Source organism: Enterobacter sp. BNK-16 (genome assembly GCF_048684955.1).
GTDB lineage: Bacteria > Pseudomonadota > Gammaproteobacteria > Enterobacterales > Enterobacteriaceae > Enterobacter > Enterobacter bugandensis.
Map to the genome: position 1 here is coordinate 1,148,536 of NZ_JBLQTQ010000001.1, position 25,744 is coordinate 1,174,279.

A 25,744-nucleotide genomic window follows, 5' to 3' on the forward strand; every position below is an offset into this window, starting at 1 on the left:
CTCCGGCAGGGCTTTTTTGTGCGCCATCGCCCATACAATCGCATCCGGCTCTGAGAGAATCCATAGCATAACTAAGGTTATACACAGGATGTGGATCATGAGTGATATCGCGTTAACCGTCAGCGTGTTGGCCCTGGCCGCGGTTGTAGGGCTATGGATTGGCAATATCAAAATCCGTGGCGTCGGGTTTGGGATTGGCGGGGTGCTGTTTGGCGGCATTTTTGTCGGGCATTTTGCTGACAAGCTCGGGCTGGTTCTCAGCGCCGATATGCTCCACTTTATTCAGGAGTTCGGCCTGATCCTCTTCGTCTACACCATCGGGATTCAGGTAGGGCCGGGCTTTTTCGCTTCCCTGCGCGTCTCCGGGCTACGGCTCAATCTGTTTGCCCTCGGCATTGTGGTGATGGGCGGGCTGGTCACCGCGATCCTGCACAAAATCTTTGCTATCCCGCTGCCCGTGGTGCTGGGCATTTTCTCCGGGGCGGTTACCAACACGCCGGCGCTCGGAGCCGGGCAGCAAATCCTTCGCGATTTGGGCATTGAACCCGGCATTGTCGACCAGATGGGGATGAGCTACGCCATGGCCTATCCGTTTGGGATTTGCGGCATTCTGCTCTCCATGTGGCTGGTCCGCGTCCTGTTTCGCGTTAACGTCGACAAAGAGGCGAAGGATCACGAAACCACGCTCACCAATGGCCACATGCCAATCAAAACCATCAACATTCGCGTCGATAACCCCAACCTGAACAATATGGCGATTCAGGACGTACCGATCCTGAACAGCGCCAATATTATCTGCTCCCGCCTTAAGCGCGACGACGTGCTGATGGTGCCTGCGCCCGGCACGATGATCCAGCAGGGCGACCTGCTGCACCTGGTCGGCCAGCCGGGGGATTTAAACAACGCGCGGCTGGTGATTGGTCAGGAAGTGGATACCTCGCTTTCAACGCGCGGCACCGATATGCGCGTGGAGCGTGTTGTGGTGACCAACGAGCACGTTCTGGGCAAGAAAATACGCGATCTGCAGGTAAAAGAGCGCTACGACGTGGTCATCTCCCGCCTCAACCGTGCGGGCGTCGAACTGGTTGCCAGCCCGGAGGCCAGCCTGCAGTTCGGGGATATCCTCAACCTGGTCGGACGCCCGTCGTCCATCGACGCCGTGGCGGATATGGTGGGCAACGCCCAGCAAAAACTGCAGCAGGTGCAGATGCTGCCGGTGTTTATCGGCATCGGGCTTGGCGTGCTGCTCGGCTCTATTCCGCTGTACGTGCCGGGCTTCCCGGTGGCGCTCAAGCTCGGCCTGGCGGGCGGGCCGCTGATTATGGCGCTGATCCTCGGGCGTATCGGCTGTATCGGGAAGCTCTACTGGTTTATGCCGCCGAGCGCTAACCTGGCGCTGCGCGAGCTGGGCATCGTGCTGTTCCTGGCGGTTGTCGGGCTGAAGTCCGGCGGGGATTTTATCGATACCCTGGTCAAGGGCGAAGGGATGAGCTGGGTCGGCTACGGCATCTTAATCACGGCGATCCCGCTGCTGACGGTGGCAATCCTGGCGCGGATGTTCGCCAAAATGAACTACCTGACGCTGTGCGGCATGCTGGCGGGTTCCATGACCGACCCGCCAGCGCTCGCTTTTGCCAACAACCTGCACGCCACCAGCGGCGCGGCCGCGCTCTCCTATGCCACCGTCTACCCGCTGGTGATGTTCCTGCGCATCATCACCCCGCAGCTACTGGCGGTGCTGTTCTGGGGGATGGGCTAACAGCTCTTCCGGGTGGATGCGCCGCAGATGGTAGTCCACCTGGTAATCGCTGGTATTTCGGAACATCACGGAATAATTGAGGAACTCGCCGCTGTCGCTGTAGGAGAGAGAGGTAATTCGCAGCAGCGGCGTCTGTTCCGGCAGATTCATATAACCGGCCAGCTGTTTATCTGCCAATACCGGCGTCAGGCTCTCGTAGTTGCCGCTGATGGTGATCCCGCACTCCTTCTCGATGTAATCAAACTTAGACCCCTCAAGATGCGCGAGCGACAGGTTGCGGAACAGCTTCACCGGCATAAAGCTGTCTTCCAGCATCAGCGGCTTTCCGTCCACGTAGCGCACCCGCCGTGAAAAGTAGATCCGCTCATCCACCTGGATCCGCAGCTGGCTGGCGATGGCTGGCGGGGCGGGCATCACTTCGAACTGCAGCACCTTGCTCTGCACCTCTTTTCCCTGCTGACGCAGTACCTCCACCAGCCCGGTCAGGTTAGTGGTTTCGTGGTGAACGTCTTTGCGCGAGACAAACGTTCCGCTGCCGTGCCGGCGCTCAACCAGCCCCCAGCTCACCAGCAGATCCAGCGCCTTGCGGATGGTCATGCGCGCCACGCCAAACTCCTGCGCCAGCGCTTTTTCACCAGGCAGCGGGCTGCCGATGTTGTAGTCCGATGAATTCAGCCGCAGCCGCAACCTGTCAGCAATTGATTTGTAGATCACCAGTAGACCTCTCTGCCCTTATCAGGGCGTGGAATGCGTCCTGACATGTCCATATTTAACTCAAAAAGTAGACCTGACTGGTCAAAATAAAACCATGAATGCGATCACGAATCGCAGCGGCACGCCATGTTCGTACATCAGTAAGTTCTTATGCTCACCTCAGGCCAGCACAAAACCATAAAGGCCTCTACCCCTACAGGTTGTTACGTGAGGATTTAAAAATGCTCAGTCAAATACAACGTTTTGGCGGTGCCATGTTTACCCCGGTGTTGCTGTTTCCGTTTGCCGGGATCGTGGTGGGAATCGCCATCATGCTTCGCAACCCGCTGTTTGTCGGCGAAGCCTTAACCGCCCCCGATCATCTTTTCGCGCAGATCGTTCACATCATTGAAGAGGGCGGCTGGGCGGTGTTTCGCAATATGCCGCTGATTTTTGCCGTCGGCCTGCCGATTGGGCTGGCGAAGCAGGCCCAGGGCCGCGCCTGCCTGGCGGTGCTGATTAGCTTCCTGACCTGGAACTACTTCATTAACGCGATGGGGATGACCTGGGGCCACTTCTTTGGCGTCGACTTCTCCGCCGAACCAACAGCGGGAAGCGGGCTGGCGATGATTGCCGGGATCAAAACACTCGATACCAGCATCATCGGTGCCATCGTGATCTCAGGCATCGTCACCGCCATCCACAACCGCTATTTCGACAAGCCGCTGCCGGTCTTTCTGGGGATTTTCCAGGGCAGTTCGTTTGTCGTTATCCTCGCGTTCTTCGTGATGATCCCCTGTGCCTGGCTGACGCTGCTGGGCTGGCCGAAAGTGCAGATGGGCATCGAATCCCTGCAGGCGTTCCTGCGCTCTGCCGGTGCGCTGGGCGTGTGGGTGTATACCTTCCTGGAACGCATTCTGATCCCAACTGGCCTGCATCACTTCGTCTACGGTCCGTTCATCTTCGGCCCGGCGGCGGTGGAGGGCGGTATTCAGGTCTACTGGGCGCAGCATCTGCAGGAATTCAGCCAGAGCACCCTGCCGCTGAAGACCCTCTTCCCGGAAGGTGGCTTCGCGCTGCACGGCAACTCAAAAGTGTTTGGCTCGGTCGGGATTGCCTTCGCTATCTGGTACACCGCGTCGCCAGAAAATCGCGTCAAGGTGGCGGGCCTGCTGGTTCCGGCCACGCTCACTGCCGTGCTGGTGGGCATTACCGAACCGCTTGAGTTCACCTTCTTGTTTATCTCGCCGCTGCTGTTCGCCGTGCACGCCGTGCTGGCGGCCACCATGGCGACGGTGATGTACGCCTTCGGCGTCGTGGGGAATATGGGCGGCGGCCTGCTGGACCAGTTCCTGCCGCAAAACTGGATCCCGATGTTCCATAACCATGCCTCGATGGTGTTCACCCAGATCGGCATTGGCGTCTGCTTCACCGGCATCTACTTCGTGATCTTCAAAACGCTGATTGAGCGTCTGAACCTGAAAACGCCGGGCCGGGAAGAGAGCGAAATCAAACTCTACAGCAAGGCCGACTATAAGGCGGCGCGCGGGCAAACCACCGCCCCGGCGGCGGCCAGCCAGCAGGTTGGGCAAGCCGCCGGATTCCTGCAGGCGCTCGGCGGCGCGGCCAACATCGAAAGCATCAATAACTGCGCCACCCGCCTGCGTATCGCACTGGTGGATATGGCGAAAACCCAAAGCGACGACGTCTTCAAAGCCCTGGGCGCACACGGCGTAGTGCGACGCGGCAACGGCATTCAGGTGATTGTCGGCCTGCACGTTCCTCAGGTGCGTGACCAGCTGGAATCGCTGATGAAAACTCCTTTAACAAATGAACAAACCACCCTGACAGAGGCTATATCATGAAAAAATTCTCAGTTGTCATTGCAGGCGGCGGCAGCACCTTTACGCCTGGTATCGTCCTGATGCTGTTAGCCAACCGTGACCGTTTTCCGCTGCGCGCCCTGAAGTTCTATGACAACGACGGCGCGCGTCAGGAGACCATCGCCGAAGCGTGCAGAATCATCCTTAAGGAGCAGGCCCCGGAGATTGAATTCAGCTACACCACCGATCCAAAAGCGGCGTTTACCGATGTCGATTTCGTGATGGCGCACATCCGCGTGGGCAAATACCCGATGCGCGAAAAAGATGAAAAAATCCCGCTGCGCCACGGCGTGCTGGGCCAGGAAACCTGCGGACCGGGCGGTATCTCTTACGGCATGCGCTCTATCGGCGGCGTGCTGGAGCTGGTGGATTATATGGAGCAGTACTCCCCGAACGCGTGGATGCTGAACTACTCCAACCCGGCGGCGATTGTCGCGGAAGCCACGCGCCGCCTGCGTCCGAACGCTAAAATCCTCAACATCTGCGATATGCCGATCGGCATTGAAGGGCGCATGGCGCAGATTGTCGGCCTGAAGGACCGCAAAGAGATGCGCGTGCGCTACTACGGCCTGAACCACTTCGGCTGGTGGACGTCGATTGAAGACCTGAACGGCAACGATCTGATGCCGAAGCTGCGCGAATACGTGGCAAAAAACGGCTATGTTCCGCCTTCGGAAGATGCGCATACCGAAGCGAGCTGGAACGATACCTTTGCCAAAGCTAAAGACGTGCAGGCGCTGGATCCGGATACCATGCCGAACACCTACCTGAAGTATTACCTCTTCCCGGACTACGTGGTCGCGCATTCCAACCCGGAACGGACCCGCGCCAATGAAGTTATGGATCACCGTGAGAAGCATGTGTTCAGTTCCTGTCGGGCGATTATCGAAGCCGGCAACTCCGCCGCCGGTGAGCTGGAAATCGACGAACATGCGTCGTACATCGTCGATCTGGCGACTGCGATTGCCTTTAACACCCAGGAGCGGATGCTGCTGATAGTACCAAACAACGGTGCCATCCATAACTTTGACGCCGACGCGATGGTGGAGATCCCGTGCCTGGTGGGCCATAATGGACCGGAGCCGCTTACGGTGGGCGATATTCCGCACTTCCAGAAAGGGCTGATGAGCCAGCAGGTGGCGGTGGAAAAACTGGTGGTGGATGCCTGGGAGCAGCGCTCGTACCAGAAGCTCTGGCAGGCCATTACCCTGTCGAAAACCGTGCCGAGCGCCTCCGTCGCGAAAGCGATTCTGGATGACCTGATCGAGGCCAACAAAGAGTACTGGCCAGAGCTGCACTAATCGTCCTGACCGGCATCGCCCGATGCCGGTCTCCTTGTCCTTGTCGATTTACGCTATGCTGAAGCCTGCCCGTAGCACGACAAGGAACCTCCATGAAAATTTCCCGCCTCGGCGAAGCGCCGGACTACCGCTTCTCTCTGGCTAATGAACGCACTTTTTTAGCGTGGATCCGCACCGCACTGGGCTTTCTGGCCGCAGGTGTCGGCCTTGACCAGCTCGCCCCCGATTTTGCCACGCCGCTGATTCGTGAAGTGCTGGCGCTGCTGCTGTGCCTGTTCGCGGGCGTGCTGGCGATTTACGGCTACCTGCGATGGCTGCGCAATGAGAAGGCGATGCGCCTGAAGCAGGATCTGCCCTATACGCGCGGGTTGCTCATCATCAGCGTGATTCTGCTTGCGGTGGCGGGCGTGGTGATGGGGCTGGTGTTCTATGGCGGATAGTCGCAAAGCGCGGCGCGAAGTGGACCCCGGCCTGCAGCCGGAGCGGACGTCGCTGGCCTGGCTGCGCACGCTGCTGGGGTATGGCGCGCTGATTGCCCTGGCGATTAAGCACAACTGGCACCGAACCGGGGTGCCATTCTGGATCTCTATTATTGTGCTGGCGCTGGTGGCCATCATTTTATGGCGCTATACCCGCAGCCGTAACCTGATGGACGTGGCGCAGAACGACTTTGTACAGCCGAAAGCGGTGCGGGATAAGTTCCTGATTGCGCTGGCTGTTCTCTCGCTGTCGCTGCTGTTTGCGGTAACCCATATTCAGCAAATTTTGAGCCTGTAAGCCCGGTGGCGGCTTAATTACTTCCCTTTAGCCAGATACTTCGCCATCTCGTCTTCCGGCACCATGCCGCCGCCGGTTGCCCACACAAGGTGGGTAACGTTGGTATGCGAATGAACGCGCAGCGGCCCGGCCATCCCCGCCAGCGCTGAAGGCTCAAGGCGGATCCCTTCCTCCTGCGCCAGCCAGCCGAGCATGTCGTACATGCTCCGATCGGAAAGGGTATAGAACCCGTCGAGCAGGCGCTCCATCGCGCGGCCCACGAAGCCGGACGCGCGCCCAACCGCCAGACCGTCCGCCGCCGTCACGTTATCAATGCCCAGATCCTGCACTGCAATCGCATCATGCAGGCCAGTGTAAACGCCCAGCAGCATGCACGGCGAGTGCGTTGGCTCCGCGAAGAAGCAGTGCACGTTATCACCAAAGGCCAGCTTCAGGCCAAACGCCACGCCGCCAGGCCCGCCGCCTACGCCGCACGGCAGATAGACGTACAGGGGATGATCCGCATCCACCACGCGGCCCTGTTCGGTGAACTGCGCTTTCAGGCGCTCGCCCGCCACCGCATAGCCCAGGAACAGGGTGCGGGAATTCTCATCGTCAATGAAGAAGCAGTTCGGATCGCTTTCCGCCGCTTTGCGCCCTTGCTCCACCGCCACGCCGTAATCCTGCTCATATTCCACGACGATGACGCCGTGGCTGCGCAGCCTGGCTTTCTTCCACTCGCGGGCGTCGGCGGACATATGGACCGTCACCTTAAAGCCGATGCGTGCGCTCATTATGCCAATGGATAACCCCAGGTTGCCGGTGGAGCCCACGGCAATGCTGTACTGGCTGAAGAAGGCCTTAAAGCGTGGCTCCAGCAGAATGCTGTAGTCGTCTTCGGTGGTCAGCAACCCGGCGTCCAGCGCCAGTTTTTCCGCATGGGTCAGCACTTCATAGATGCCGCCACGCGCTTTAATCGAGCCGGAAATCGGCAGGTGGCTGTCTTTTTTCAGCAGCAGCGTGCCGGGAATGGATTTGCCAGATTCTTTCTCCAGCCGCGCCTGCATTGCCGGAATGGCGACCAGTTCAGATTCAATAATCCCACCCGTTGCGGCCGTTTCCGGGAAGGCTTTCGCCAGATACGGCGCGAAGCGGTTGAGGCGCGCATGGGCATCGTCCACGTCGGCTTTGGTCAGCCCGACATAGGGCAGCCCTTCTTCAAGCGTGGTGGTGTTCGGGTTAAGCCAGGTGGTTTCTTTCAGGGCAATCAGATCCTCAACCAGAGGAAACTGTGCGGTTAAAGTGGTGATAGTTGCGTTTTCCATAATATGTCTCTTCGCGCTCAGATAATGAAAGAAAGCAGGAATGTGCCGCCAAGTGCAAGCACCGAGGCGATAAACGTCGCCGTCGTAAAGTATTTGAAGGTCTCATTCAGGGTCGCGCCGCAGTATTGCTTCACCAGCCAGAAGAGAGAATCGGTCACGATCGTGCAGCCAATGGCGCCGGAACCGATGGCAATGGTGATGATCTCCGGGCTGACGTTCGGGTAGAGCGGCAGCATCGGCGCGACGATGGCCGTGGCGCCCATCATCGCGACCGTGGCGGAGCCTACGGCGGCATGCAGCACCAGCGCCACCAGCCAGGCGAGCAGGATAGGGTGCATGTGCAGGTTCGAGAGAATTTGCGCCAGAGAGTCCGCCAGTCCGCTGGTTTTCAGGATGGCGTTGAACGCGCCGCCCGCGCCGATAATCAGCAAAATGTTGGCGATAGAGCCAAAGCCGTGCTCGGTGTGCGTCAGCATCGCGCCCATGCCCATGTGCTGGCGGATGCCCAGCAGGTAGTAGGCGACAAACACGGCGATAAACATGGCGGTGATCGGGTTGCCGATAAACTCCAGCAGCGTATACAGCGTGCCGTCTTTTGCCATATTCAGTTCAGCGATGGTCTTCACCAGCATCAGGGCAATCGGCAGCAGCACCGTAAACAGCGTGGCGCCCAGCGACGGCAGGGTATGCTCCTCCCGCACCTTCAGGTCTGAAAATTCCGCCGGAACCGGTTTAAATGGCAGACGATTGCCGAGCAGCTTCAGGAACAGCGGGCCGCCGACCAGAGAGGCCATCAGGCCGACCATCAAACCGTAGACAATGACCGTTCCAACGTCCGCCCCTAATTTATTGGTCACAAACAGCGAGGCCGGATGCGGCGGCACCACGCAGTGCACCGCCATCAGCGCGGTACAGAGCGGAATGGCCAGCTTGAGCAGCGACATGTGGGTCTTTTTGGCGATGGAAAACGCCAGCGGTATCAGCAGGACCACGCCCACTTCCACGAACAGCGTAATGCCGCAGATCAGGCCCACCAGCACCATAATCACGTCTGCTGACAGCCAGCGGCAGCGCTGCAACGTAATCCCGATGCGCTCTGCCGCGCCGGAAACCTCCATCATCTTGCCGAGAGTGGTCCCAAGACCAATCACGGCCGCCAGGAAGCCCAGCGTGCCGCCAATCCCACTCTCAATGGCGTTTACCATATCCAGCGGGCTCATTCCCATCATTGCGCCGACGAAAAAGCTCGCCAGCAGCAGCGCGAGGAACGGGTGAAACTTTAGCTTAACGATGGTTAAAACAATCAACACAATGCTGACCAGCAGCGTTGCCACAACCCAGACCTGAGATCCCATATCTCACCTCACCCTTATGTCATCTGGGGGTATTGGACGAAAAGCGGCGTGGGCTGACAAACGATATAAATTGGCGTTCAGGTGAGCCAGATTGAATCAACTGAGTGACTGCGCTCTAAAAAACGCACTTAAACCGCATTAGGTTCACATATATTCACCCTTAAACAGTATGCTGAGCGCAGAAACCACGCGTGAGAATTGTGATGACCGATGCAAATGAAGCCAGAAACCGGCTGCTCAACGGCTGGCAGCTGTCGAAAATGTACACCTTTGAAGTGGCGGCTCGACATGAATCCTTCGCGCTGGCGGCGGAGGAGCTGTCGCTCAGCCCCAGCGCGGTGAGCCACCGCATCAACCTGCTCGAAGAAGAGCTCGGTATTCAGCTGTTTGTCCGTTCGCACCGTAAAGTCGAGCTGACGCAGGAGGGAAAGCGCGTTTACTGGACGCTAAAATCGTCCCTCGACACCCTGAATCAGGAGATCCTGGACATCAAAAACCAGGCGCTGTCCGGCACGCTGACGGTCTACTCCCGGCCGTCGATCGCTCAGTGCTGGCTGGTACCCATGCTGGGCGACTTTACCCGCCGCTATCCGTCGATTTCGCTCACCGTCCTGACCGGCAATGATTACATCAATATGCAGCGAACGGGGGTCGATCTGGCGCTCTATTTCGACGATACGCCGCCAAACCATCTGTCTCATCACTTCCTGATGGACGAAGAGATTTTGCCCGTCTGCTCGCCGCAGTATGCCCGCGAGCATGAGCTGTTGAAAAACCCCGATAACCTTAGCCACTGCACGCTGCTGCACGACCGTCAGGCCTGGAGCAATGATTCCGGTACGGATGAGTGGCTGAGCTGGGCGCAGCACTTTGCGGTGAATATGCCGCCATCGTCGGGTATTGGTTTCGATCGTTCCGACTTAGCGATTATTGCGGCCATCAACCACGTCGGCGTCGCGATGGGGAGAAAGCGGCTGGTGCAAAAACGGCTTGAACGGGGCGAACTGATCGCCCCGTTTGGTGACAAGACCCTGAAATGCCATCAGCACTACTATGTTTCGACGCTTTCGGGCCGACAGTGGCCGAAAATAGACGCCTTTATCGGCTGGCTGAGAGAACTGGCAGGTTGAAGAATTATTACGCTTTCGCGCTACACCAAATGTGAAAAAGCGTGCTAAATACAGGTAATGCTTTCGATTTATCCAGGGTAAACCGTGTTAAAGCCTCTTATAGCGACCGCGTTACTGATCTCTTCCGGCTGGGCCATTGCCGCTGAGCCGCCGCTGACGGCTGCCCGTTATGCGCAGCAGCTTGGCGTCGGGATGGATGTGGACTGGGCGCGCACCGAGCGCGGCATACGCGAGTTCGACCCGCTGGTGGTTCGCGATTTTCGCGCAAAAGGCATTACCCACGTGCGCATTCGCGTCGCCGATGAGCCGACGGAAGCGCGGCTGATCCACCTACGCAAGCTGGTGGAAGCCTGCGAGCAATATGGCGTGATCCCGATTATCGCTTATCAGGCCGATGAATATAAAAACGACCCCAAAGCCGATAACGAGAAAGAGACGATCAACTGGTGGATTGCCGTGGCGCACTATTTCGGCCAGAGCTATCCGCTGCTGGGTTTTGATCTCATCTATGAGCCAGCCGACAAGCTTAACCACAACCTCGCGTCGTTAAACCGCGTGTATGAAAAAACCATTAAAGCGATCCACGACATCGACCCGCAGCGCATGATTTTCATTGCGCCGCGCCTGCGTGCCGCGCCGGAAGATTTATCCGGCCTGAAGCTGTCTGCGCACAGTCAAAACTACCTGCTGGCGGAGTGGCATATTTTCCCGTGGGGGCCGCTGAAAAATAGCGGTAAATACCCGTGGACGTCCGGCACGGCGGCGGAGAAGGCGGCTATCCGTAACCGCATCAGCACCGCGCTGCGCTGGCAGCAAAAAACCGGGCACGTCAGTTGGGTCGGGGGCTGGGGCGTGGGGGAGTCAAACCACCTCACGCCAACCGCTTCGCAAATGGCCTTCGCCACCTTTATGGCCTGCGAGCTGCAAAAGGCGAAAATCCCGTATGCGCTTAACGCGGATTTCCAGTTTTACGACGGGGAAGAGGGGGCCTGGCGGCCTGCGCCTGAGCCATTATTGCAGGCGATGATTGCGCCCGTCTGTGAAAAGCCCGGCGAGAAGCCGGGCCATCATGCGGTTAAACCGGCTGCTCGTGATGCGGAACGCGCGACGCCAGCGGCAGCCAGCACAGTAAAATCAACAGCCCCATTAGCGTCATCAGCAGGCCCAAACTAGCCTGCCCGGTCTGCGGCATCATGGCCGAGAGCCAGGCCAGCGCGCCGGAACCGATGTTCTGCAAACCGCCCACCAGCGCGCCCGCCGTGCCGGCGAGGAACGGGAACGGCTCCATCGCGCCGCTGGTGGCGAGCGGGAACAGCATTCCCGCGCCGAAGAAGAACAGCGCCGCCGGAATCAGCAGCGTCCAGACGGTCATCACGCCAAACAGCCCCGGGATCCACATCATCAGACCCGCCAGCAGGCAGCTGATCACGGCCTGCCACATCAGGGTTGAAAAGCGCTTGTTCTGACGCCCGGCAAACCACGCGCCAAAGAACGCCGCCGGGATTGGCAGAATAAACAGAATGCTCACCACCATGCTGCTCAGGCCTAGACCCGCGCCCAGCAGCACGCCGGAGCAGGCTTCGAACACTGCAATACCTGCCAGGCCGCCGATCAGCATCAGCAGGTAGCAGGTAAACGCGCCATTGCCGAACAGCGTCTTATAGCTTGTGAGAAGCTTCGTGCGCGGCGCGTCTTTTGGGCGGGTTTCCGGCATCCAGCGCGCCATGCTGAAGGTGACAATTACGCAGAGCACCAGCAGGAAGGCGTAGCAGGCGCGCCAGGACCACATTGTGTCCAGCAGGCCGCCAATCAGCGGAGCGAGAAGCGGGCTGACCAGAATGCCCATATTTAACAGGCTGTTGGCGTGGCGGAGCTGGGTGCCCTGATACATATCGCGCGGTAAAGTTCGCGCCATCACCCCGCCGACACCCGTCCCAACGCCCTGCAGGGCGCTGGCGGCAATCAGTACGGTCAGGCTGTGGGTGGTAATGGCAATCACCGTCGCTACCATGAAAATGCTCATGCCCACCAGGATCACCGGGCGACGCCCGACGCGGTCGGAGAGCGGGCCGTAGAAGAGCTGTGAAACGCCATAGGTCAGCAGGTAGGCTGCCATCACGCTCTGCACCGCGCCTTCGCGGACGTTCAGTTCCTTTGCCATGTCGGCAATCGCCGGAATGTAGATGGTTTGCGCCATCTGACCGACGGCCACCAGTAACACCAGCATCAACAATAAGTTAACGTTCCGTTGCTTTTTCATGTCGCTGAATACTTTTGCCAAAAGAGAGAAATAAAGAATAAGTGACTACGCATTCCCATAAATGCGCGAGGAATCTACCACAGACAGATGACAATTTAAGCATTGTTGCGGTGAATGAAAAAACCAGGAAAGGCAGGATTTGTAAACAAGAACGGCAACTAATGTTGCCAGCGATTTACGCCAGACGCAGCAGAATTGCGCCGACAGCAATACCCAGCGCTGCCGCGATGCGCAGGCCCGCAACCTTCTCTTTTAAAAGGACAAAGGCGATCAGCGCCCCGAAAAGAATCGAGGTTTCACGCAGCGCGGCGACCACCGCCAGCGGCGCCTGCGTCATCGCCCAGAGGGCCAGACCGTAAGAACCCATGGTCCCCACGCCGCCGAGCAGCCCTTTTTTCCAGTGCAGGCGCAGGTAGCTGGACGCCTCGCGCCGACGCGCCACCATCGCCCAGCCCAGCAGGCAGAAGCCGTTCATAAAGAAGGTCCAGAGCGTGTAGCCCAGCGCGGTGTTCGACAGCCGCACGCCGGTGCCGTCCACCAGCGTATACCCGGCGATAAAACAGGCATTCAGCAGCGCCAGCCAGATCCCCCTGCGTGACTGCATGCGGCCATTCATCGCCATCGCCAGAATTGACAGGCAAATGACTCCGATACCGGACCAGGCGAGCCAGGAGAGATGGTCGCCGAGCGCCAGCACGCTGATCAGCGCCACCAGCAGCGGGGCGGTGCCGCGCATCAGCGGATAGGTCTGGCTCATGTCCGAGACCTGATAGGTCTTCGCCACCAGCACGGTGTAGACCACCTGTAAGGCGCAGGAGACGATCAAAAACGGCCAGCTTGCCGCAGAAGGCTGTGGTGAGAAGGGCAGTAAAATCAGGGCAATAATCGCGGCTGAGCCGCTAACGCCGATCGCAGAGTAGAGTTTATCCGTTCCGGCTTTAACGATAGCGTTCCAGCTGGCATGCAGCAGTGCGGCGAAAAGCAAAATGCAGAAAACGGTGATGGTCATGGCGTATTGGGTGATGAATTGTCACTCAACTGTAACATTCACATCCTGATGCCGCCAGCCGGTTACACCGCACAAAAAAGGCGGTGCGTCACCCGTGGTTCGTCTGAGACCAGCGTAAAACCGGCTCGATTGTAAAATCCGTACGCGCTGTCCGGCGCGTGAGTATTCAGAAAATCAAACCAGATGCTGGCATCCGCCATCACTACGGTTAAAAGCTGTTTTCCAATGCCCAGCCCGCGGCACTTCTCGCTGACGTAGAGATGGCGAATGCGTCCGGCACGCGGCTGCTGGCTGAACGGATCGCGGTTGAGGCCACACACGCCCACCAGCTTGCCGTTAAGAAACGCACCCAGCAGCTTTTCACCCGGCGCGTTAAAGCGGTTCTCACCCCGCAGCCAGTTCTCTTCCAGCCTGCGCAGCATGTTGAAATTCAGCGCGATACTTTCCGCCTTCAGGGCGATATAACCCGGCTCATCCGGTGTGACAGGCTCAATTAACAGACGCGACATAGCATTCCCTCGTTATTAAAGAGGGGCGGTTGCCCGCCCCTCTCAGGTGCGACTTGAACCTGAATTACCGAACGTATTTCAGGACAGCATCAAGCAGTTGCAGTACTGCAACAATGAGTTTGAGGATAAGTATCACCATATCCACTACGCTCATACGCGTCTCCTTTTGGTTAAAAGGAGCACGATGCTGGCGTACCTTTCCGCCGCCTGTTGCCAGCACCTGGATTGACGTAACACAGTGTGCTCACTTCAGGGGTTAAGGCACTGACGGCACCACCCGTTTCAGCCAGGACTTCGTTGCGCCGGTAAACTGCGGCCCCCTCGCTCACTGCGAACACCCTCAGTATAGATAAATACTGTATGCATGAACAGTATTTTTTTGGACAAAATTTGGAAGGTGATCCATACTCAAAAACGTCAAAATCCGTGCCGGAATTGCGCGTTCGAGTTCGATCGCGTATACTTTTCGCGTTGACGTAACACAGTGTGTTCTGCGGCGACCAACCGCAAAACCCTGATAAAAACCTCGCTCCGGCGGGGTTTTTTGTTTTCTGGTCTGCCCACAAAAAAATACCGGGATAAGCGGTGGCCTGGTCAGGCTTCTTAAGAAATCAATTTTATGCAGGGGAACCAGGATAGTTTTACGAGATGCAGCACCAAATAAGTCATTTAATATAAAAAACAGACTCGCCAGGATATTAAAACCGCATCGGATATAGCCGTAAAAAATAATATTCAATCGAATTATTTTTCTCGTGAATGTATTTTTTAGGCAATTCACCAGTTTGAATTACACTGCTTTTCATTGTATATTTCTATAGCCACAATCATGATATGGATATCTTATGCAAGCATCGGATTATTTGAAGATGAAGTTCCAGGGCGACAGACAGTTGGCTATTTATGGACAGCAAGGCGTTGCCGGGACATGGAAAGCATTAAAGGGAATCGGCTCTGATATCTATTCAGGAATGGAGCGTATAAGCTGGTACTCATCATGCTTAATCCCCAGCTATCACGATGTATGTGATGAGCTTCTCTCAGAAGAAAAGAGAATGTACCTCTCCATTGTGTCTCTTTACCGTTATCGTGATGTAATAGCACAGATGCTCTATCTTTATTTTAAAAGTGTTCTAAATGACTCTAAAAATGGAAATGAACAAAATCGCGCCCGCAAGACGGGTTCACAAGTAACCGGATTTGTTAAAAATATCCCGACAAGCAAAGCAGCGCGTTTAGCAATAGCATGGGGGTTGGCAATATATCTTTCCAAATCTGGCCTGCTCTCAGAAATCGTCGTCGAACGGCTTGCACGTCGCGTACCGAACGTTGTAATGGCATTTCAATTGATTGGCACGGACCAGAAGTGCGCGCTTGCTGCTCGTCGCCTGAAAACGTTGGACCCAAAGTATTACGCCACCCTCTATGCCGCACAACTGGAAATGCTCTATTACTTTATTGAACCATTCCTGTCTGAACTGATAAAGAAGGTTCAAATGGGTTTCTACAGGGATTTTGAAGCGATTTACGACGACTTAAGGGACAAGTAGCGTGTTTAAGAGTCTGTTATCAATTCTCTTTACGGATATTTTATTTCCTGTTTATGTTTTTGTATGCGCCTCTTTTTTTCTATGGTTGGTACCTGACCACTGGGTATTACTCACATTTATTGCTATCGGTGTATTTATCCTTGTTCATCCAATAATTTTTGGTCGTTTTGATAAGTACGATTGATTTTTAAAAAAAAGGTATTCTTTATGTCAAATCCGGCTTATTTATTTCTTACAGATGAAAATGGTTCCCCCATGGTTGGCCCCTGCCTTGTGACAGGGCGTGAAGGTGCAATTGAACTCAAATCATTCACTCATAATGTCAACATTCCAGTCGACGGGAATACCGGGAAATTGACGGGCACGCGCATACACATGCCCATCATGTTCCAGAAAGAATTTGATCGTGTAACCCCGCTTCTCTTTCGCGCGCTGAGTACGGGAAGAACACTCCAGTCAGCCACCATTAAGATGTATCAGATTAATGAGGCGGGTTTAGAACAGGAATATTTTAATATCCTCCTGGAGAATGTGAAAATAACTTCAATCACACCTGACCTGTATCCCGGCGCAAACACGGGAACACACCTTGAAACGGTTCTCATACGCTATGAGAAAATCACCTGGAAGCATTGCGACGGCAATGTCATGTATAGTGACTCCTGGAATGAGCGAGCAACGTACTGAAACGTGATCCCTGACGCATTTTTGCGCAGATGAAAATATTTCCATTGTCACGCCCGAAAACCTGTGTTTGTATAAATTCCATCAATGATTGCAAACACAGGTCCCCAATGACTTCATCCATCTTCACTTCGACCCTACTAAAAACTGCGCAACCAGCCGCAGTGGTCGTCGTGCGTGTGGTGGTGGTCGTCGGCAATGCGCCGTAGGGACTGGATCAACACACGAATCCAAAACCCCGCCGGCGCAAACCGGGCGGGGTTTTTCGTTTAGGACCCTCCCCGGAAAGTCGGCCCAGAAGAAAAGGACTGGAGCATGGCAAGTTCGGGCACAACATCCACAAAGACGCGTTTTACAGGCGCGCAGCTGATTGTTCATTTACTGGAACGACAGGGCATCACCACGGTTGCGGGTATCCCGGGTGGAACCGTGTTGCCGCTGTACGATGCGTTGAGCCAAAGCACGCAGATCCGCCACGTGCTGGCGCGTCACGAGCAGGGGGCAGGCTTTATCGCTCAGGGCATGGCGCGTACGCAGGGCAAACCGGCGGTCTGTATGGCCTGCAGCGGCCCCGGCGCAACCAACCTGGTCACCGCCATCGCCGACGCGCGCCTCGACTCCATTCCGCTGATCTGCATTACCGGCCAGGTGCCGTCCTCGATGATCGGCACCGATGCGTTCCAGGAAGTGGACACCTACGGCATCTCTATCCCCATCACCAAACATAACTATTTAGTTCGCGATATCAGCGAGCTGCCTCAGGTTATCAGCGATGCGTTCCGCATTGCGCAGTCTGGCCGCCCGGGCCCGGTGTGGATAGACATTCCTAAGGATGTCCAGACCGCAGAGATCGAGATCGACGTGTTGCCGGAGCCGGGCGAGCGCGCCCCCGCGCCGGAATTCAGCGCTGAAAGCGTGCGCGACGCCGCCGCCATGATTAACGCCGCCAAACGCCCGGTGCTCTATCTGGGCGGCGGGGCGATTAACGCTGCGGATGAAATCCGCCAGTTTGCGGAAAAGGCCAACCTGCCGACCACCATGACCCTGATGGCGCTGGGTATGCTGCCTAAAGCGCATCCGTTGTCATTAGGCATGCTGGGCATGCACGGCGCGCGCAGCACCAACTACATCCTGCAAGAGGCGGATTTGCTGATTGTTATGGGGGCACGTTTTGATGACCGGGCGATTGGCAAAACCGAGCAGTTCTGCCCGAACGCCAAAATCATTCACGTGGATATTGACCGCGCCGAGCTGGGTAAAATCAAACAGCCGCACGTGGCGATTCAGGGCGACGTGGCCGAAGTGCTGGCGCAGCTGATCCCGCAGACGGACGCAACTGACCGGGCCGACTGGCGTCAGCTGGTGGCCGATCTGCAGCGCGAGTTCCCGGGCACCATCCCAGCTGAGGGCGACCCGCTGAGCCACTACGGGCTGATCAACGCCGTGGCCGCCTGCGTGGACGACAGCGCGATTATCACCACCGACGTGGGCCAGCACCAGATGTGGACCGCGCAGGCGTATCCGCTGAACCGTCCGCGCCAGTGGCTGACCTCCGGCGGCCTCGGCACCATGGGCTTCGGCCTGCCGGCGGCAGTAGGCGCGGCGCTCGCCAACCCGGACCGCAAGGTTATCTGCTTCTCCGGCGACGGTAGCCTGATGATGAACATTCAGGAGATGGCGACCGCAGCCGAAAACCAGTTAGACGTGAAAATCATCCTGATGAACAACGAGGCGCTGGGTCTGGTGCACCAGCAGCAGAGCCTGTTCTACAAGCAGGGCGTGTTTGCGGCGACCTATCCGGGGATGATTAACTTTATGCAGATTGCCGCCGGCTTTGGCCTGCACACCTGCGATCTGAACGCGGAAGAAGACGCCCACGCGGCGCTGCAGGCGGCGATTTCTCGTCCCGGCCCGGCGCTGATCCACGTGCGTATCGACCCTGAACAAAAAGTGTATCCGATGGTGCCGCCGGGTGCGGCCAATACTGAGATGGTGGGGGAATAAACCATGCAGAAACAACATGATAACGTCATTTTGGAACTCACCGTCCGCAACCACCCTGGCGTTATGACCCACGTCTGTGGGCTGTTTGCCCGCCGCGCGTTTAACGTGGAAGGTATTCTCTGCCTGCCGATTCAGGGCAGCGAGCACAGCCGCATCTGGCTACTGGTCAACGACGATCAGCGTCTGGAGCAGATGATGGCGCAGATCGATAAGCTGGAAGACGTCACCAAAGTGGCGCGCAACCAGTCCGATCCCACCATGTTTAACAAAATTGCGGTGTTTTTCGAGTAAATCGCTTAAGGTAAGCGTCTTTCGCTCTTGTAGGCCGGATAAGCGCAGCGTCATCCGGCTTTTTCAGATCGCAGGAACACACATGACCACCATCGCTCTCATCGACGACCACCTTATCGTCCGCTCCGGCTTTGCCCAGCTTCTTAACCTCGAACCGGATTTCCAGGTCGTGGCCGAGTTTGGCTCCGGTCACGAGGCGCTGGCGGGCCTGCCGGGGCGCGGGGTGCAGGTCTGTATCTGTGACATCTCGATGCCGGATCTCTCCGGGCTGGAGCTGTTGAGCCAGCTGCCGAAAGGGATGGTGACGATCATGCTCTCGGTCCACGACAGCCCGGCGCTGGTCGAGCAGGCGCTCAACGCGGGCGCACGCGGCTTCCTCTCCAAACGCTGTAGCCCGGACGAGCTGATCGCCGCCGTGCGCACCGTCTCCACCGGCGGCTGCTACCTGACGCCGGATATCGCCATCAAGCTGGCGGCCGGACGTCAGGATCCGCTCACCAGACGCGAGCGCCAGGTGGCGGAGAAGCTTGCCCAGGGCATGTCGGTGAAAGAGATTGCCGCCGAGCTGGATCTGTCGCCGAAAACCGTGCACGTCCACCGCGCCAACCTGATGGAAAAACTCAACGTCAGCAACGACGTCGAGCTGGCGCGCCGCATGTTCGACAGCTGGCAATGAGTCCCGTGTTTTCGCGGCTGATCGCCGTCGTCGCCAGCTTTTTTATCTTCTCCGCCGCGTGGTTTTGCCTGTGGAGCATCAGCCTGCACCTAGTGGAGCGCCCGGAGCTGGCGGTGCTGCTGTTTCCCTTCGGCCTGCGTCTGGGGCTAATGCTCCAGTGCCCGCGCAGCTACTGGCCCGTTTTGCTCGGCGCGGAGTGGCTGATGCTGGTCTGGTTGGCGCAGGAAGTGGCCCTCGCGCATCTTCCCTTATTGATGACCGGAAGCCTGCTCACGCTTCTCCCCGTTGCCCTGATTTCCCGCTACCGCCACCAGCGCGACTGGCGCACGCTGCTGCGTCAGGGGGCGGCGCTGATTGCCGCCGCGCTGTTGCAGTCACTGCCGTGGATCGGCGAGAAGGAGATGCTTAACGCCCTGCTTCTGACCCTGACCGGCGGTCTGACCCTCGCGCCGACCTGTCTGGTTTTCTGGCACTACCTCACCAGCACCGTCTGGCAGCCGCTCGGCCCCGCGCTGGTCTCCCAACCAGTGAACTGGCGCGCCCGGCACCTCATCTGGTATTTGCTGCTGTTTATGGTGAGCCTGTGGCTGCAGCTTGGTCTGCCCGCCGAGCTTTCGCGCTTCACGCCGTTTTGCCTGGCGCTGCCGATCATCGCTCTGGCCTGGCACTACGGCTGGCAGGGGGCGCTGATCGCCACGCTGATGAACGCCATCGCGCTGATCGCCAGCCAGACCTGGCACGATCATCCGGTAGATCTGCTGCTCTCGCTGCTGGCCCAGAGCCTGACCGGGCTGCTGCTCGGGGCGGGCATTCAGCGTCTGCGCGAGCTGAACCAGTCCCTGCAAGCCGAGCTGGCGCGCAACCGTCGTCTGGCGGAGCGTCTGCTGGAGACCGAGGAGAGCGTGCGGCAGGAGGTGGCCCGCGAACTGCACGATGATATCGGCCAGACCATAACCGCCATCCGCACGCAGGCGGGCATCGTCCAGCGTCTGGCGGCGGATAACGCGGGCGTGAAGCAGGGCGGGGTGCATATCGAACAGCTTTCGCTGGGTGTCTATGACGCCGTTCGCCGTTTGCTGGGACGGCTGCGTCCGCGCCAGCTTGATGATCTGTCGCTGGAGCAGGCGATACGCTCCCTGATGCGCGAGATGGAGCTGGAAAGCCGCGGCATTGTCAGCCATCTCGACTGGCGCATTGATGAATCATTGCTCAGCGAAGGCCAGCGCGTGACGCTGTTCCGCGTCTGTCAGGAGGGGCTGAACAATATCGTTAAACATGCCAATGCAAGCGCGGTGACGATCCAGGGCTGGCAGCAGGACGAGCGCCTGATGCTGGTGATTGAAGACGACGGCTGCGGCCTGCCGCCGGGCTCCGGCCAGCAGGGCTTTGGCCTGGCGGGCATGCGCGAGCGCGTCAAGGCGCTGGGCGGCACGCTGACCCTCTCCTGCACCCACGGGACGCGCGTCAGCGTCAGTTTGCCGTTAAGGACGTACCATGTTTAAAACCCCAACCAGCGCGGCTCCGTTGCGCGACAAGGCGGAAATCGACGCCCGCTACCGCTACTGGCGTCGCCATATCCTGATCACCATCTGGCTCGGCTACGCGCTGTTCTACTTCACCCGTAAAAGCTTCAACGCCGCCGCGCCGGAAATCCTCGCCAGCGGCGTGATGACGCGCACCGATATCGGCCTGCTGGCGACGCTGTTTTACATCAGCTACGGGCTGTCGAAGTTCTTCTCCGGCATCGTCAGCGACCGCTCCAACGCGCGCTATTTTATGGGCGTTGGGCTGATCGCCACCGGCGTGGTGAACATCCTGTTTGGCTTTTCCACCTCGCTGTGGGCCTTTGCCCTGCTGTGGGCGCTGAACGCCTTTTTCCAGGGCTGGGGCGCGCCGGTCTGCGCCCGCCTGCTCACCGCCTGGTACTCGCGCAACGAGCGCGGCGGCTGGTGGGCAATCTGGAACACCGCGCATAACGTTGGCGGTGCGCTGATCCCGATGGTGGTGGGAGCCGCAGCGCTGCACTACGGCTGGCGCACGGGGATGATGATTGCCGGTGCCCTCGCGATTGTCGCCGGGCTGTTCCTCTGCTGGCGCCTGCGCGACAGGCCGCAAACCGTCGGCCTTCCGGCGGTGGGCGACTGGCGGCACGACGAGATGGAGATCGCCCAGCAGCAGGAGGGCGCCGGGCTGTCCCGCCAGCAAATCCTCACCAAGTACGTGCTGAAAAATCCGTACATCTGGCTGCTGTCCCTCTGCTACGTGCTGGTCTACGTGGTGCGCGCGGCGATCAACGACTGGGGCAACCTGTACATGTCCGAGACGCTCGGCGTGGACCTGGTGACCGCTAACTCTGCGGTGACGATGTTTGAGCTGGGCGGGTTTATCGGCGCGCTGGTGGCGGGCTGGGGCTCGGACAAGCTGTTCAACGGCAACCGCGGCCCGATGAACCTGATTTTTGCCGCCGGGATTTTACTCTCCGTGGGCTCGCTGTGGCTGATGCCGTTTGCCAGCTACGTGATGCAGGCGGCGTGCTTCTTCACCATCGGCTTTTTTGTCTTTGGTCCGCAGATGCTGATCGGCATGGCGGCGGCGGAGTGCTCGCACAAGGAGGCGGCAGGCGCGGCAACGGGCTTTGTCGGGCTGTTTGCCTACCTCGGCGCATCGCTCTCCGGCTGGCCGCTGGCACGGGTGATCGACGTCTGGCACTGGAGCGGGTTCTTCGCGGCGATCGCCATCGCGGCGGGCATCTCGGCCCTGCTGCTGCTGCCGTTTTTGCACGCCCAGGCGCCGCGCGAAGCGTGACGTGCCTCACCTTTTGTTGCCGAATGGCGCAAAACTAAGAAATTTTCCCGGTTTCACCTGGACGCTGTCTCAGGCATCTCTCCCGGCTGATTTTTACAATGCTGCAAAAATCAGCTCAGGAGTAAACCAACCATGCTGGCCTTCTTAAACCAGGTGCGCAAGCCGACCCTGGATCTGCCGCTCGACGTGCGGCGCAAGATGTGGTTCAAACCGTTCATGCAGTCTTACCTGGTGGTCTTCATCGGCTACCTGACCATGTACCTGATCCGCAAAAACTTTAACATCGCGCAGAACGACATGATCTCCACCTACGGGCTGAGCATGACGCAGCTGGGGATGATTGGCCTGGGCTTCTCCATCACCTACGGGGTGGGGAAAACGGTTGTGTCCTACTACGCGGACGGCAAAAACACCAAGCAGTTCCTGCCGTTTATGCTGATCCTCTCCGCCATCTGTATGCTCGGCTTCAGCGCCAGCATGGGCGCGGGCTCCGTCAGCCTGTTTCTGATGATCGCCTTCTACGCCCTGAGCGGTTTCTTCCAGAGCACCGGCGGGTCGTGCAGCTACTCCACCATCACCAAATGGACGCCGCGCCGCAAGCGGGGTTCGTACCTCGGCATGTGGAACATCTCCCACAACCTCGGCGGGGCGGGTGCGGCAGGCGTGGCGCTGTTTGGCGCGAACTATCTGTTCGACGGCCACGTGATCGGCATGTTTATCTTCCCGTCGATTATCGCCCTGATCGTCGGCTTTATCGGCCTGCGCTTCGGCAGCGACTCCCCGGAATCCTACGGCCTCGGCAAAGCGGAAGAGCTGTTCGGGGAGGAGATCAGCGAAGAGGACAAAGAGACCGAAGAGAACGAGATGTCCAAATGGCAGATCTTTGTTGAGTACGTGCTGAAAAACAAAGTGATCTGGCTGCTGTGCTTCTCGAACATTTTCCTGTACGTGGTGCGCATCGGCATTGACCAGTGGTCAACGGTGTATGCCTTCCAAGAGCTGAAGCTCTCTAAAGAGGTGGCGATTCAGGGCTTCACCCTGTTCGAAGTGGGCGCGCTGGTCGGCACGCTGCTGTGGGGCTGGCTCTCCGACCTCGCCAACGGCCGTCGCGCGCTGGTGGCCTGCGTCGCGCTGGCGCTGATTATCGCCACGCTCGGCATCTACCAGCACGCCAGCAACCAGTACGTTTACCTGGCGTCCCTGTTCGCGCTCGGCTTCCTGGTGTTTGGCCCTCAGCTGCTGATTGGCGTGGCGGCCGTAGGTTTCGTGCCGAAAAAAGCGATCGGCGCCGCCGATGGGATTAAAGGCACCTTCGCCTACCTGATCGGCGACAGCTTCGCCAAGCTTGGCCTGGGGATGATCGCCGACGGCACGCCGATTTTCGGCCTTACCGGCTGGGCGGGCACCTTCGCGGCGCTGGATGCGGCAGCGATTGGCTGTATCGTCCTGATGGCGATGGTCGCGGTGCTGGAAGAACGTAAAATTCGCCGCGAGAACCGCGCGCAGAAATTAAAAGCGGCCTGAGTGTGCAGGTAACTTCTTTGCCCGGCTGACCGCCGGGCTTTTTTATTTAAGCGGTTCTATCATACAAATGAAGAATATTTCGCTTTCAGGCGGGCAATGATCCTGTCCATCGCGCCCCGCTCGCGGGCGTAATTTTCCTCATAGCGTTTTTTCCCCTGTACCGCCAGCATTGGGCGCCAAACCTGCGGCGGGTTGTGCTCTGCGCCTTTGTTGACCGGGTCGTTTTCATCCGGGCGGCAGGCCTCCTCCACTTCAGGCGGCCAGACGGGAATGCGGCAGGTGAGCATCACCAGCCAGCGCGTGATGCTGACAAGAAGCAGAAAGGGATATAACGGCAGATTCACCAGCAGCCCAAACCTGGAAGGCTCTTTGCAGATATAAGTCAGCCCAAAAAACCAGCTTTCTTTCTGTTTTTCGACGGGGAGACAATAAGTGACGATATCAGCGAGGTCTGCCACGCAGTCGTCCTCTTCCATGTAGCAGCGGATGTATTCCCAGTAAACCTCAAGGTATTCCGGCCCCCAGTTGTTGCTGACGGGGAGGGGAATGTAGTGTATGACGGTTTCGCCGTCATCTGCGAGCGTGCAGCCGACAATGGACCACGACTCGGGTTTGCCGCCGTTGGAGATACGGACAAACTCCAGGTCGTGCCACGGGACGACGAGCACGGGCTTACCGTTGCGAAAGAGATAGACGGTTTTATTTTTGCGGTTAAAGCGGATGGGGTAGTGGGTATAGTTAAAGACCTCCAGAACCAGGAATTTATAGGTCACCCAGGAAAGAGGGAGGATAAAAATAGCCCAGGCAAAAATCAGAGCCAACCAGGATGACGCTTTAATGTGATGACCAAGAAACAGAAACTGAAATATTGGCCAGAGAAAAGAAGCGATAAACATCATGCAAAACCCAAAGGCGGCAAGCAGCGTCCCGGAACCACGAGAAAAATAGAGCCGGTCAACCAGTTCCAGGCAGGTGGAGTTGATACGAATAACGCTGTCCATGGCGGATACGGCAGTGACGCCGGGGTTGCCTTTTCCACGGAAATAGCGCTGTAACACGGTCTTGTCCGTGATGCGGGTGAACGTGCCCATGTACATCCGGGACGGATCGAGGGGGAGTCGTTTAAACATGCTTTCTCTTCTCCCGGCGCTTTTCTGGCTGAACAGACGGTGGATATTTTGCTTTCAGGCGGGCAATGATCCTGTCCATCGCGCCCCGCTCGCGGGCGTAGTTTTCCTCATAACGCTTTTTCCCCTGTACCGCCAGCATCGGGCGCCATACCTGCGGCGGGTTGTGCTCTGCGCCTTTGTTGACCGGGTCGTTCTCATCCGGGCGGCAGGCCTCCTCCACTTCAGGCGGCCAGACGGGAATGCGGCAGGTGAGCATCACCAGCCAGCGCGTGATGCTGACAAAAAACACAAAAGGGAAGAGCGGGAGGTTAACCAGCCACCCCAGCCTGCTGGTCATTTTGCTGATATAGAGCAGCCCAAAAAACCAGCCTTCCTTCTGTTTTTCGACGGGGAGACAGTAAGTGACGATATCAGCGAGGTCTGCCACGCAGTCGTCCTCTTCCATGTAGCAGCGGATGTATTCCCAGTAAACCTCAAGGTATTCCGGCCCCCAGTTGTTGCTGACGGGGAGGGGAATGTAGTGTATGACGGTTTCGCCGTCATCTGCGAGCGTGCAGCCGACAATGGACCACGACTCGGGTTTGCCGCCGTTGGAGATACGGACAAACTCCAGGTCGTGCCACGGGACGACGAGCACGGGCTTACCGTTGCGAAAGAGATAGACGGTTTTATTTTTGCGGTTAAAGCGGATGGGGTAGTGGGTATAGTTAAAGACCTCCAGAACCAGGAATTTATAGGTCACCCAGGAAAGAGGGAGGATAAAAATAGCCCAGGCAAAAATCAGAGCCAACCAGGATGACGCTTTAATGTGATGACCAAGAAACAGAAACTGAAATATTGGCCAGAGAAAAGAAGCGATAAACATCATGCAAAACCCAAAGGCGGCAAGCAGCGTCCCCGGAACCACGAGAAAAATAGAGCCGGTCAACCAGTTCCAGGCAGGTGGAGTTGATACGAATAACGCTGTCCATGGCGGATACGGCAGTGACGCCGGGGTTGCCTTTTCCACGGAAATAGCGCTGTAACACGGTCTTGTCCGTGATGCGGGTGAACGTGCCCATGTACATCCGGGACGGGTCGAGGGGGAGTCGTTTAAACAT

Annotated in this window: 26 protein-coding genes; 16 read left to right on the forward strand and 10 right to left on the reverse strand. The window is 57.9% G+C overall.

Translation table 11 applies throughout. The features are described 5' to 3' along the window. The first annotated feature begins 97 nt into the window (after positions 1–97). Positions 98–1,759: a putative transporter gene (locus ACMGGH_RS05510; protein ID WP_219358005.1), complete on the forward strand. Its 1,662-nt coding sequence runs from the start codon at positions 98–100 to the stop codon at positions 1,757–1,759. On the opposite strand, the gene ACMGGH_RS05515 is transcribed toward ACMGGH_RS05510, so the two are convergent. Further along, positions 1,727–2,473 carry a GntR family transcriptional regulator gene (locus ACMGGH_RS05515; RefSeq protein ID WP_028014945.1) on the reverse strand — a complete coding sequence of 249 codons (747 nt, stop codon included), beginning with the start codon at positions 2,471–2,473 and terminating at the stop codon, positions 1,727–1,729. The two genes, ACMGGH_RS05510 and ACMGGH_RS05515, sit on opposite strands and share 33 nt — an antisense overlap. 221 nt (positions 2,474–2,694) lie before the next feature. Between ACMGGH_RS05515 and ACMGGH_RS05520 the strand changes: the two genes are divergently transcribed. From ACMGGH_RS05520 to ACMGGH_RS05535, 4 genes are all read left to right on the forward strand, one after another. Beyond that, positions 2,695–4,317: an alpha-glucoside-specific PTS transporter subunit IIBC gene (locus tag ACMGGH_RS05520; RefSeq protein WP_192987411.1), complete on the forward strand. Its 1,623-nt coding sequence runs from the start codon at positions 2,695–2,697 to the stop codon at positions 4,315–4,317. Further along, positions 4,314–5,636, forward strand: a complete 1,323-nt coding sequence (locus tag ACMGGH_RS05525; protein WP_045260840.1) for a 6-phospho-alpha-glucosidase — start codon at positions 4,314–4,316, stop codon at positions 5,634–5,636. The genes ACMGGH_RS05520 and ACMGGH_RS05525 overlap by 4 nt, the downstream gene beginning before the upstream one ends. A gap of 92 nt (positions 5,637–5,728) precedes the next feature. Continuing rightward, positions 5,729–6,076, forward strand: coding sequence for a YidH family protein (locus ACMGGH_RS05530; protein ID WP_028014948.1), 348 nt, complete (start codon positions 5,729–5,731; stop codon positions 6,074–6,076). Further along, on the forward strand, positions 6,066–6,413 hold the full coding sequence (locus tag ACMGGH_RS05535) for a DUF202 domain-containing protein (protein WP_048999169.1): 348 nt from the start codon (positions 6,066–6,068) through the stop codon (positions 6,411–6,413). The genes ACMGGH_RS05530 and ACMGGH_RS05535 overlap by 11 nt, the downstream gene beginning before the upstream one ends. Before the next feature lie 17 nt (positions 6,414–6,430). Here ACMGGH_RS05535 and dsdA read toward each other — a convergent pair whose 3' ends face one another. Both dsdA and dsdX read right to left on the reverse strand, forming a co-directional pair. After that, on the reverse strand, positions 6,431–7,717 hold the full coding sequence (gene dsdA / locus ACMGGH_RS05540) for a D-serine ammonia-lyase (protein WP_193359839.1): 1,287 nt from the start codon (positions 7,715–7,717) through the stop codon (positions 6,431–6,433). Positions 7,718–7,734: 17 nt separating this feature from the next. Next, positions 7,735–9,072, reverse strand: coding sequence for a D-serine transporter DsdX (dsdX, locus tag ACMGGH_RS05545; RefSeq protein ID WP_232949004.1), 1,338 nt, complete (start codon positions 9,070–9,072; stop codon positions 7,735–7,737). A 203-nt stretch (positions 9,073–9,275) separates the two neighbouring features. Between dsdX and dsdC the strand changes: the two genes are divergently transcribed. Then, positions 9,276–10,202 (forward strand): DNA-binding transcriptional regulator DsdC, encoded by a 927-nt coding sequence (gene dsdC / locus ACMGGH_RS05550; protein WP_039024536.1) that lies wholly within the window; start codon positions 9,276–9,278, stop codon positions 10,200–10,202. An 84-nt stretch (positions 10,203–10,286) separates the two neighbouring features. After that, positions 10,287–11,375: a glycoside hydrolase family 5 protein gene (locus ACMGGH_RS05555; protein ID WP_420299077.1), complete on the forward strand. Its 1,089-nt coding sequence runs from the start codon at positions 10,287–10,289 to the stop codon at positions 11,373–11,375. Here ACMGGH_RS05555 and emrD read toward each other — a convergent pair. The 4 genes from emrD to tisB all read right to left on the reverse strand — a co-directional run bounded on the left by emrD (position 11,278) and on the right by tisB (position 14,134). Then, positions 11,278–12,462, reverse strand: a complete 1,185-nt coding sequence (emrD, locus tag ACMGGH_RS05560; RefSeq protein WP_049137210.1) for a multidrug efflux MFS transporter EmrD — start codon at positions 12,460–12,462, stop codon at positions 11,278–11,280. The two genes, ACMGGH_RS05555 and emrD, sit on opposite strands and share 98 nt — an antisense overlap. A 175-nt stretch (positions 12,463–12,637) precedes the next feature. After that, positions 12,638–13,471 carry an EamA family transporter gene (locus ACMGGH_RS05565; RefSeq protein ID WP_063437530.1) on the reverse strand — a complete coding sequence of 278 codons (834 nt, stop codon included), beginning with the start codon at positions 13,469–13,471 and terminating at the stop codon, positions 12,638–12,640. Positions 13,472–13,533: 62 nt separating this feature from the next. Continuing rightward, on the reverse strand, positions 13,534–13,980 hold the full coding sequence (locus ACMGGH_RS05570; protein ID WP_028014956.1) for a GNAT family N-acetyltransferase: 447 nt from the start codon (positions 13,978–13,980) through the stop codon (positions 13,534–13,536). A gap of 64 nt (positions 13,981–14,044) precedes the next feature. Then, positions 14,045–14,134 carry a type I toxin-antitoxin system toxin TisB gene (gene tisB, locus ACMGGH_RS05575; protein ID WP_045260836.1) on the reverse strand — a complete coding sequence of 30 codons (90 nt, stop codon included), beginning with the start codon at positions 14,132–14,134 and terminating at the stop codon, positions 14,045–14,047. A gap of 691 nt (positions 14,135–14,825) precedes the next feature. Here tisB and ACMGGH_RS05580 point away from each other — a divergent pair. The 9 genes from ACMGGH_RS05580 (at position 14,826) to uhpT (ending at position 23,514) form a co-directional block, all read left to right on the forward strand. Next, the gene (locus tag ACMGGH_RS05580) at positions 14,826–15,530 is read left to right on the forward strand and encodes a hypothetical protein (RefSeq protein WP_232949005.1); all 705 of its coding nucleotides are present in this window, start codon (positions 14,826–14,828) and stop codon (positions 15,528–15,530) included. A 207-nt stretch (positions 15,531–15,737) separates the two neighbouring features. Continuing rightward, positions 15,738–16,217, forward strand: coding sequence for an Hcp family type VI secretion system effector (locus ACMGGH_RS05585; protein ID WP_047366721.1), 480 nt, complete (start codon positions 15,738–15,740; stop codon positions 16,215–16,217). A 107-nt stretch (positions 16,218–16,324) separates the two neighbouring features. Next, complete coding sequence (ivbL, locus tag ACMGGH_RS05590; protein ID WP_057979964.1) at positions 16,325–16,423, forward strand: ilvB operon leader peptide IvbL; 99 nt, start codon at positions 16,325–16,327, stop codon at positions 16,421–16,423. A gap of 106 nt (positions 16,424–16,529) precedes the next feature. Continuing rightward, positions 16,530–18,218 (forward strand): acetolactate synthase large subunit, encoded by a 1,689-nt coding sequence (gene ilvB / locus ACMGGH_RS05595; protein ID WP_232949006.1) that lies wholly within the window; start codon positions 16,530–16,532, stop codon positions 18,216–18,218. A 3-nt stretch (positions 18,219–18,221) separates the two neighbouring features. Then, positions 18,222–18,509: an acetolactate synthase small subunit gene (ilvN, locus tag ACMGGH_RS05600; protein WP_010426528.1), complete on the forward strand. Its 288-nt coding sequence runs from the start codon at positions 18,222–18,224 to the stop codon at positions 18,507–18,509. 82 nt (positions 18,510–18,591) lie between these two features. Then, positions 18,592–19,185, forward strand: a complete 594-nt coding sequence (gene uhpA / locus ACMGGH_RS05605; protein ID WP_193066932.1) for a transcriptional regulator UhpA — start codon at positions 18,592–18,594, stop codon at positions 19,183–19,185. Beyond that, entirely contained in the window at positions 19,182–20,687 is a 1,506-nt protein-coding gene (uhpB, locus tag ACMGGH_RS05610; RefSeq protein WP_232949007.1) for a signal transduction histidine-protein kinase/phosphatase UhpB, read from the forward strand. The genes uhpA and uhpB overlap by 4 nt, the downstream gene beginning before the upstream one ends. After that, positions 20,680–21,990, forward strand: coding sequence for an MFS transporter (locus tag ACMGGH_RS05615; RefSeq protein ID WP_063155232.1), 1,311 nt, complete (start codon positions 20,680–20,682; stop codon positions 21,988–21,990). The genes uhpB and ACMGGH_RS05615 overlap by 8 nt, the downstream gene beginning before the upstream one ends. A 132-nt stretch (positions 21,991–22,122) precedes the next feature. Further along, complete coding sequence (gene uhpT, locus ACMGGH_RS05620; protein WP_028014963.1) at positions 22,123–23,514, forward strand: hexose-6-phosphate:phosphate antiporter; 1,392 nt, start codon at positions 22,123–22,125, stop codon at positions 23,512–23,514. A 59-nt stretch (positions 23,515–23,573) separates the two neighbouring features. Here the strand turns inward: uhpT and ACMGGH_RS05625 are convergent, their stop codons facing one another. The 3 genes from ACMGGH_RS05625 to ACMGGH_RS05635 are packed head-to-tail and all read right to left on the reverse strand — an operon-like array spanning position 23,574 to position 25,744. After that, complete coding sequence (locus tag ACMGGH_RS05625; RefSeq protein ID WP_232949008.1) at positions 23,574–24,644, reverse strand: DUF6708 domain-containing protein; 1,071 nt, start codon at positions 24,642–24,644, stop codon at positions 23,574–23,576. Next, positions 24,637–25,434 carry a DUF6708 domain-containing protein gene (locus ACMGGH_RS05630; RefSeq protein WP_420299078.1) on the reverse strand — a complete coding sequence of 266 codons (798 nt, stop codon included), beginning with the start codon at positions 25,432–25,434 and terminating at the stop codon, positions 24,637–24,639. The genes ACMGGH_RS05625 and ACMGGH_RS05630 overlap by 8 nt, the downstream gene beginning before the upstream one ends. Before the next feature lie 13 nt (positions 25,435–25,447). Continuing rightward, positions 25,448–25,744 (reverse strand): hypothetical protein, encoded by a 297-nt coding sequence (locus ACMGGH_RS05635; RefSeq protein ID WP_420299079.1) that lies wholly within the window; start codon positions 25,742–25,744, stop codon positions 25,448–25,450.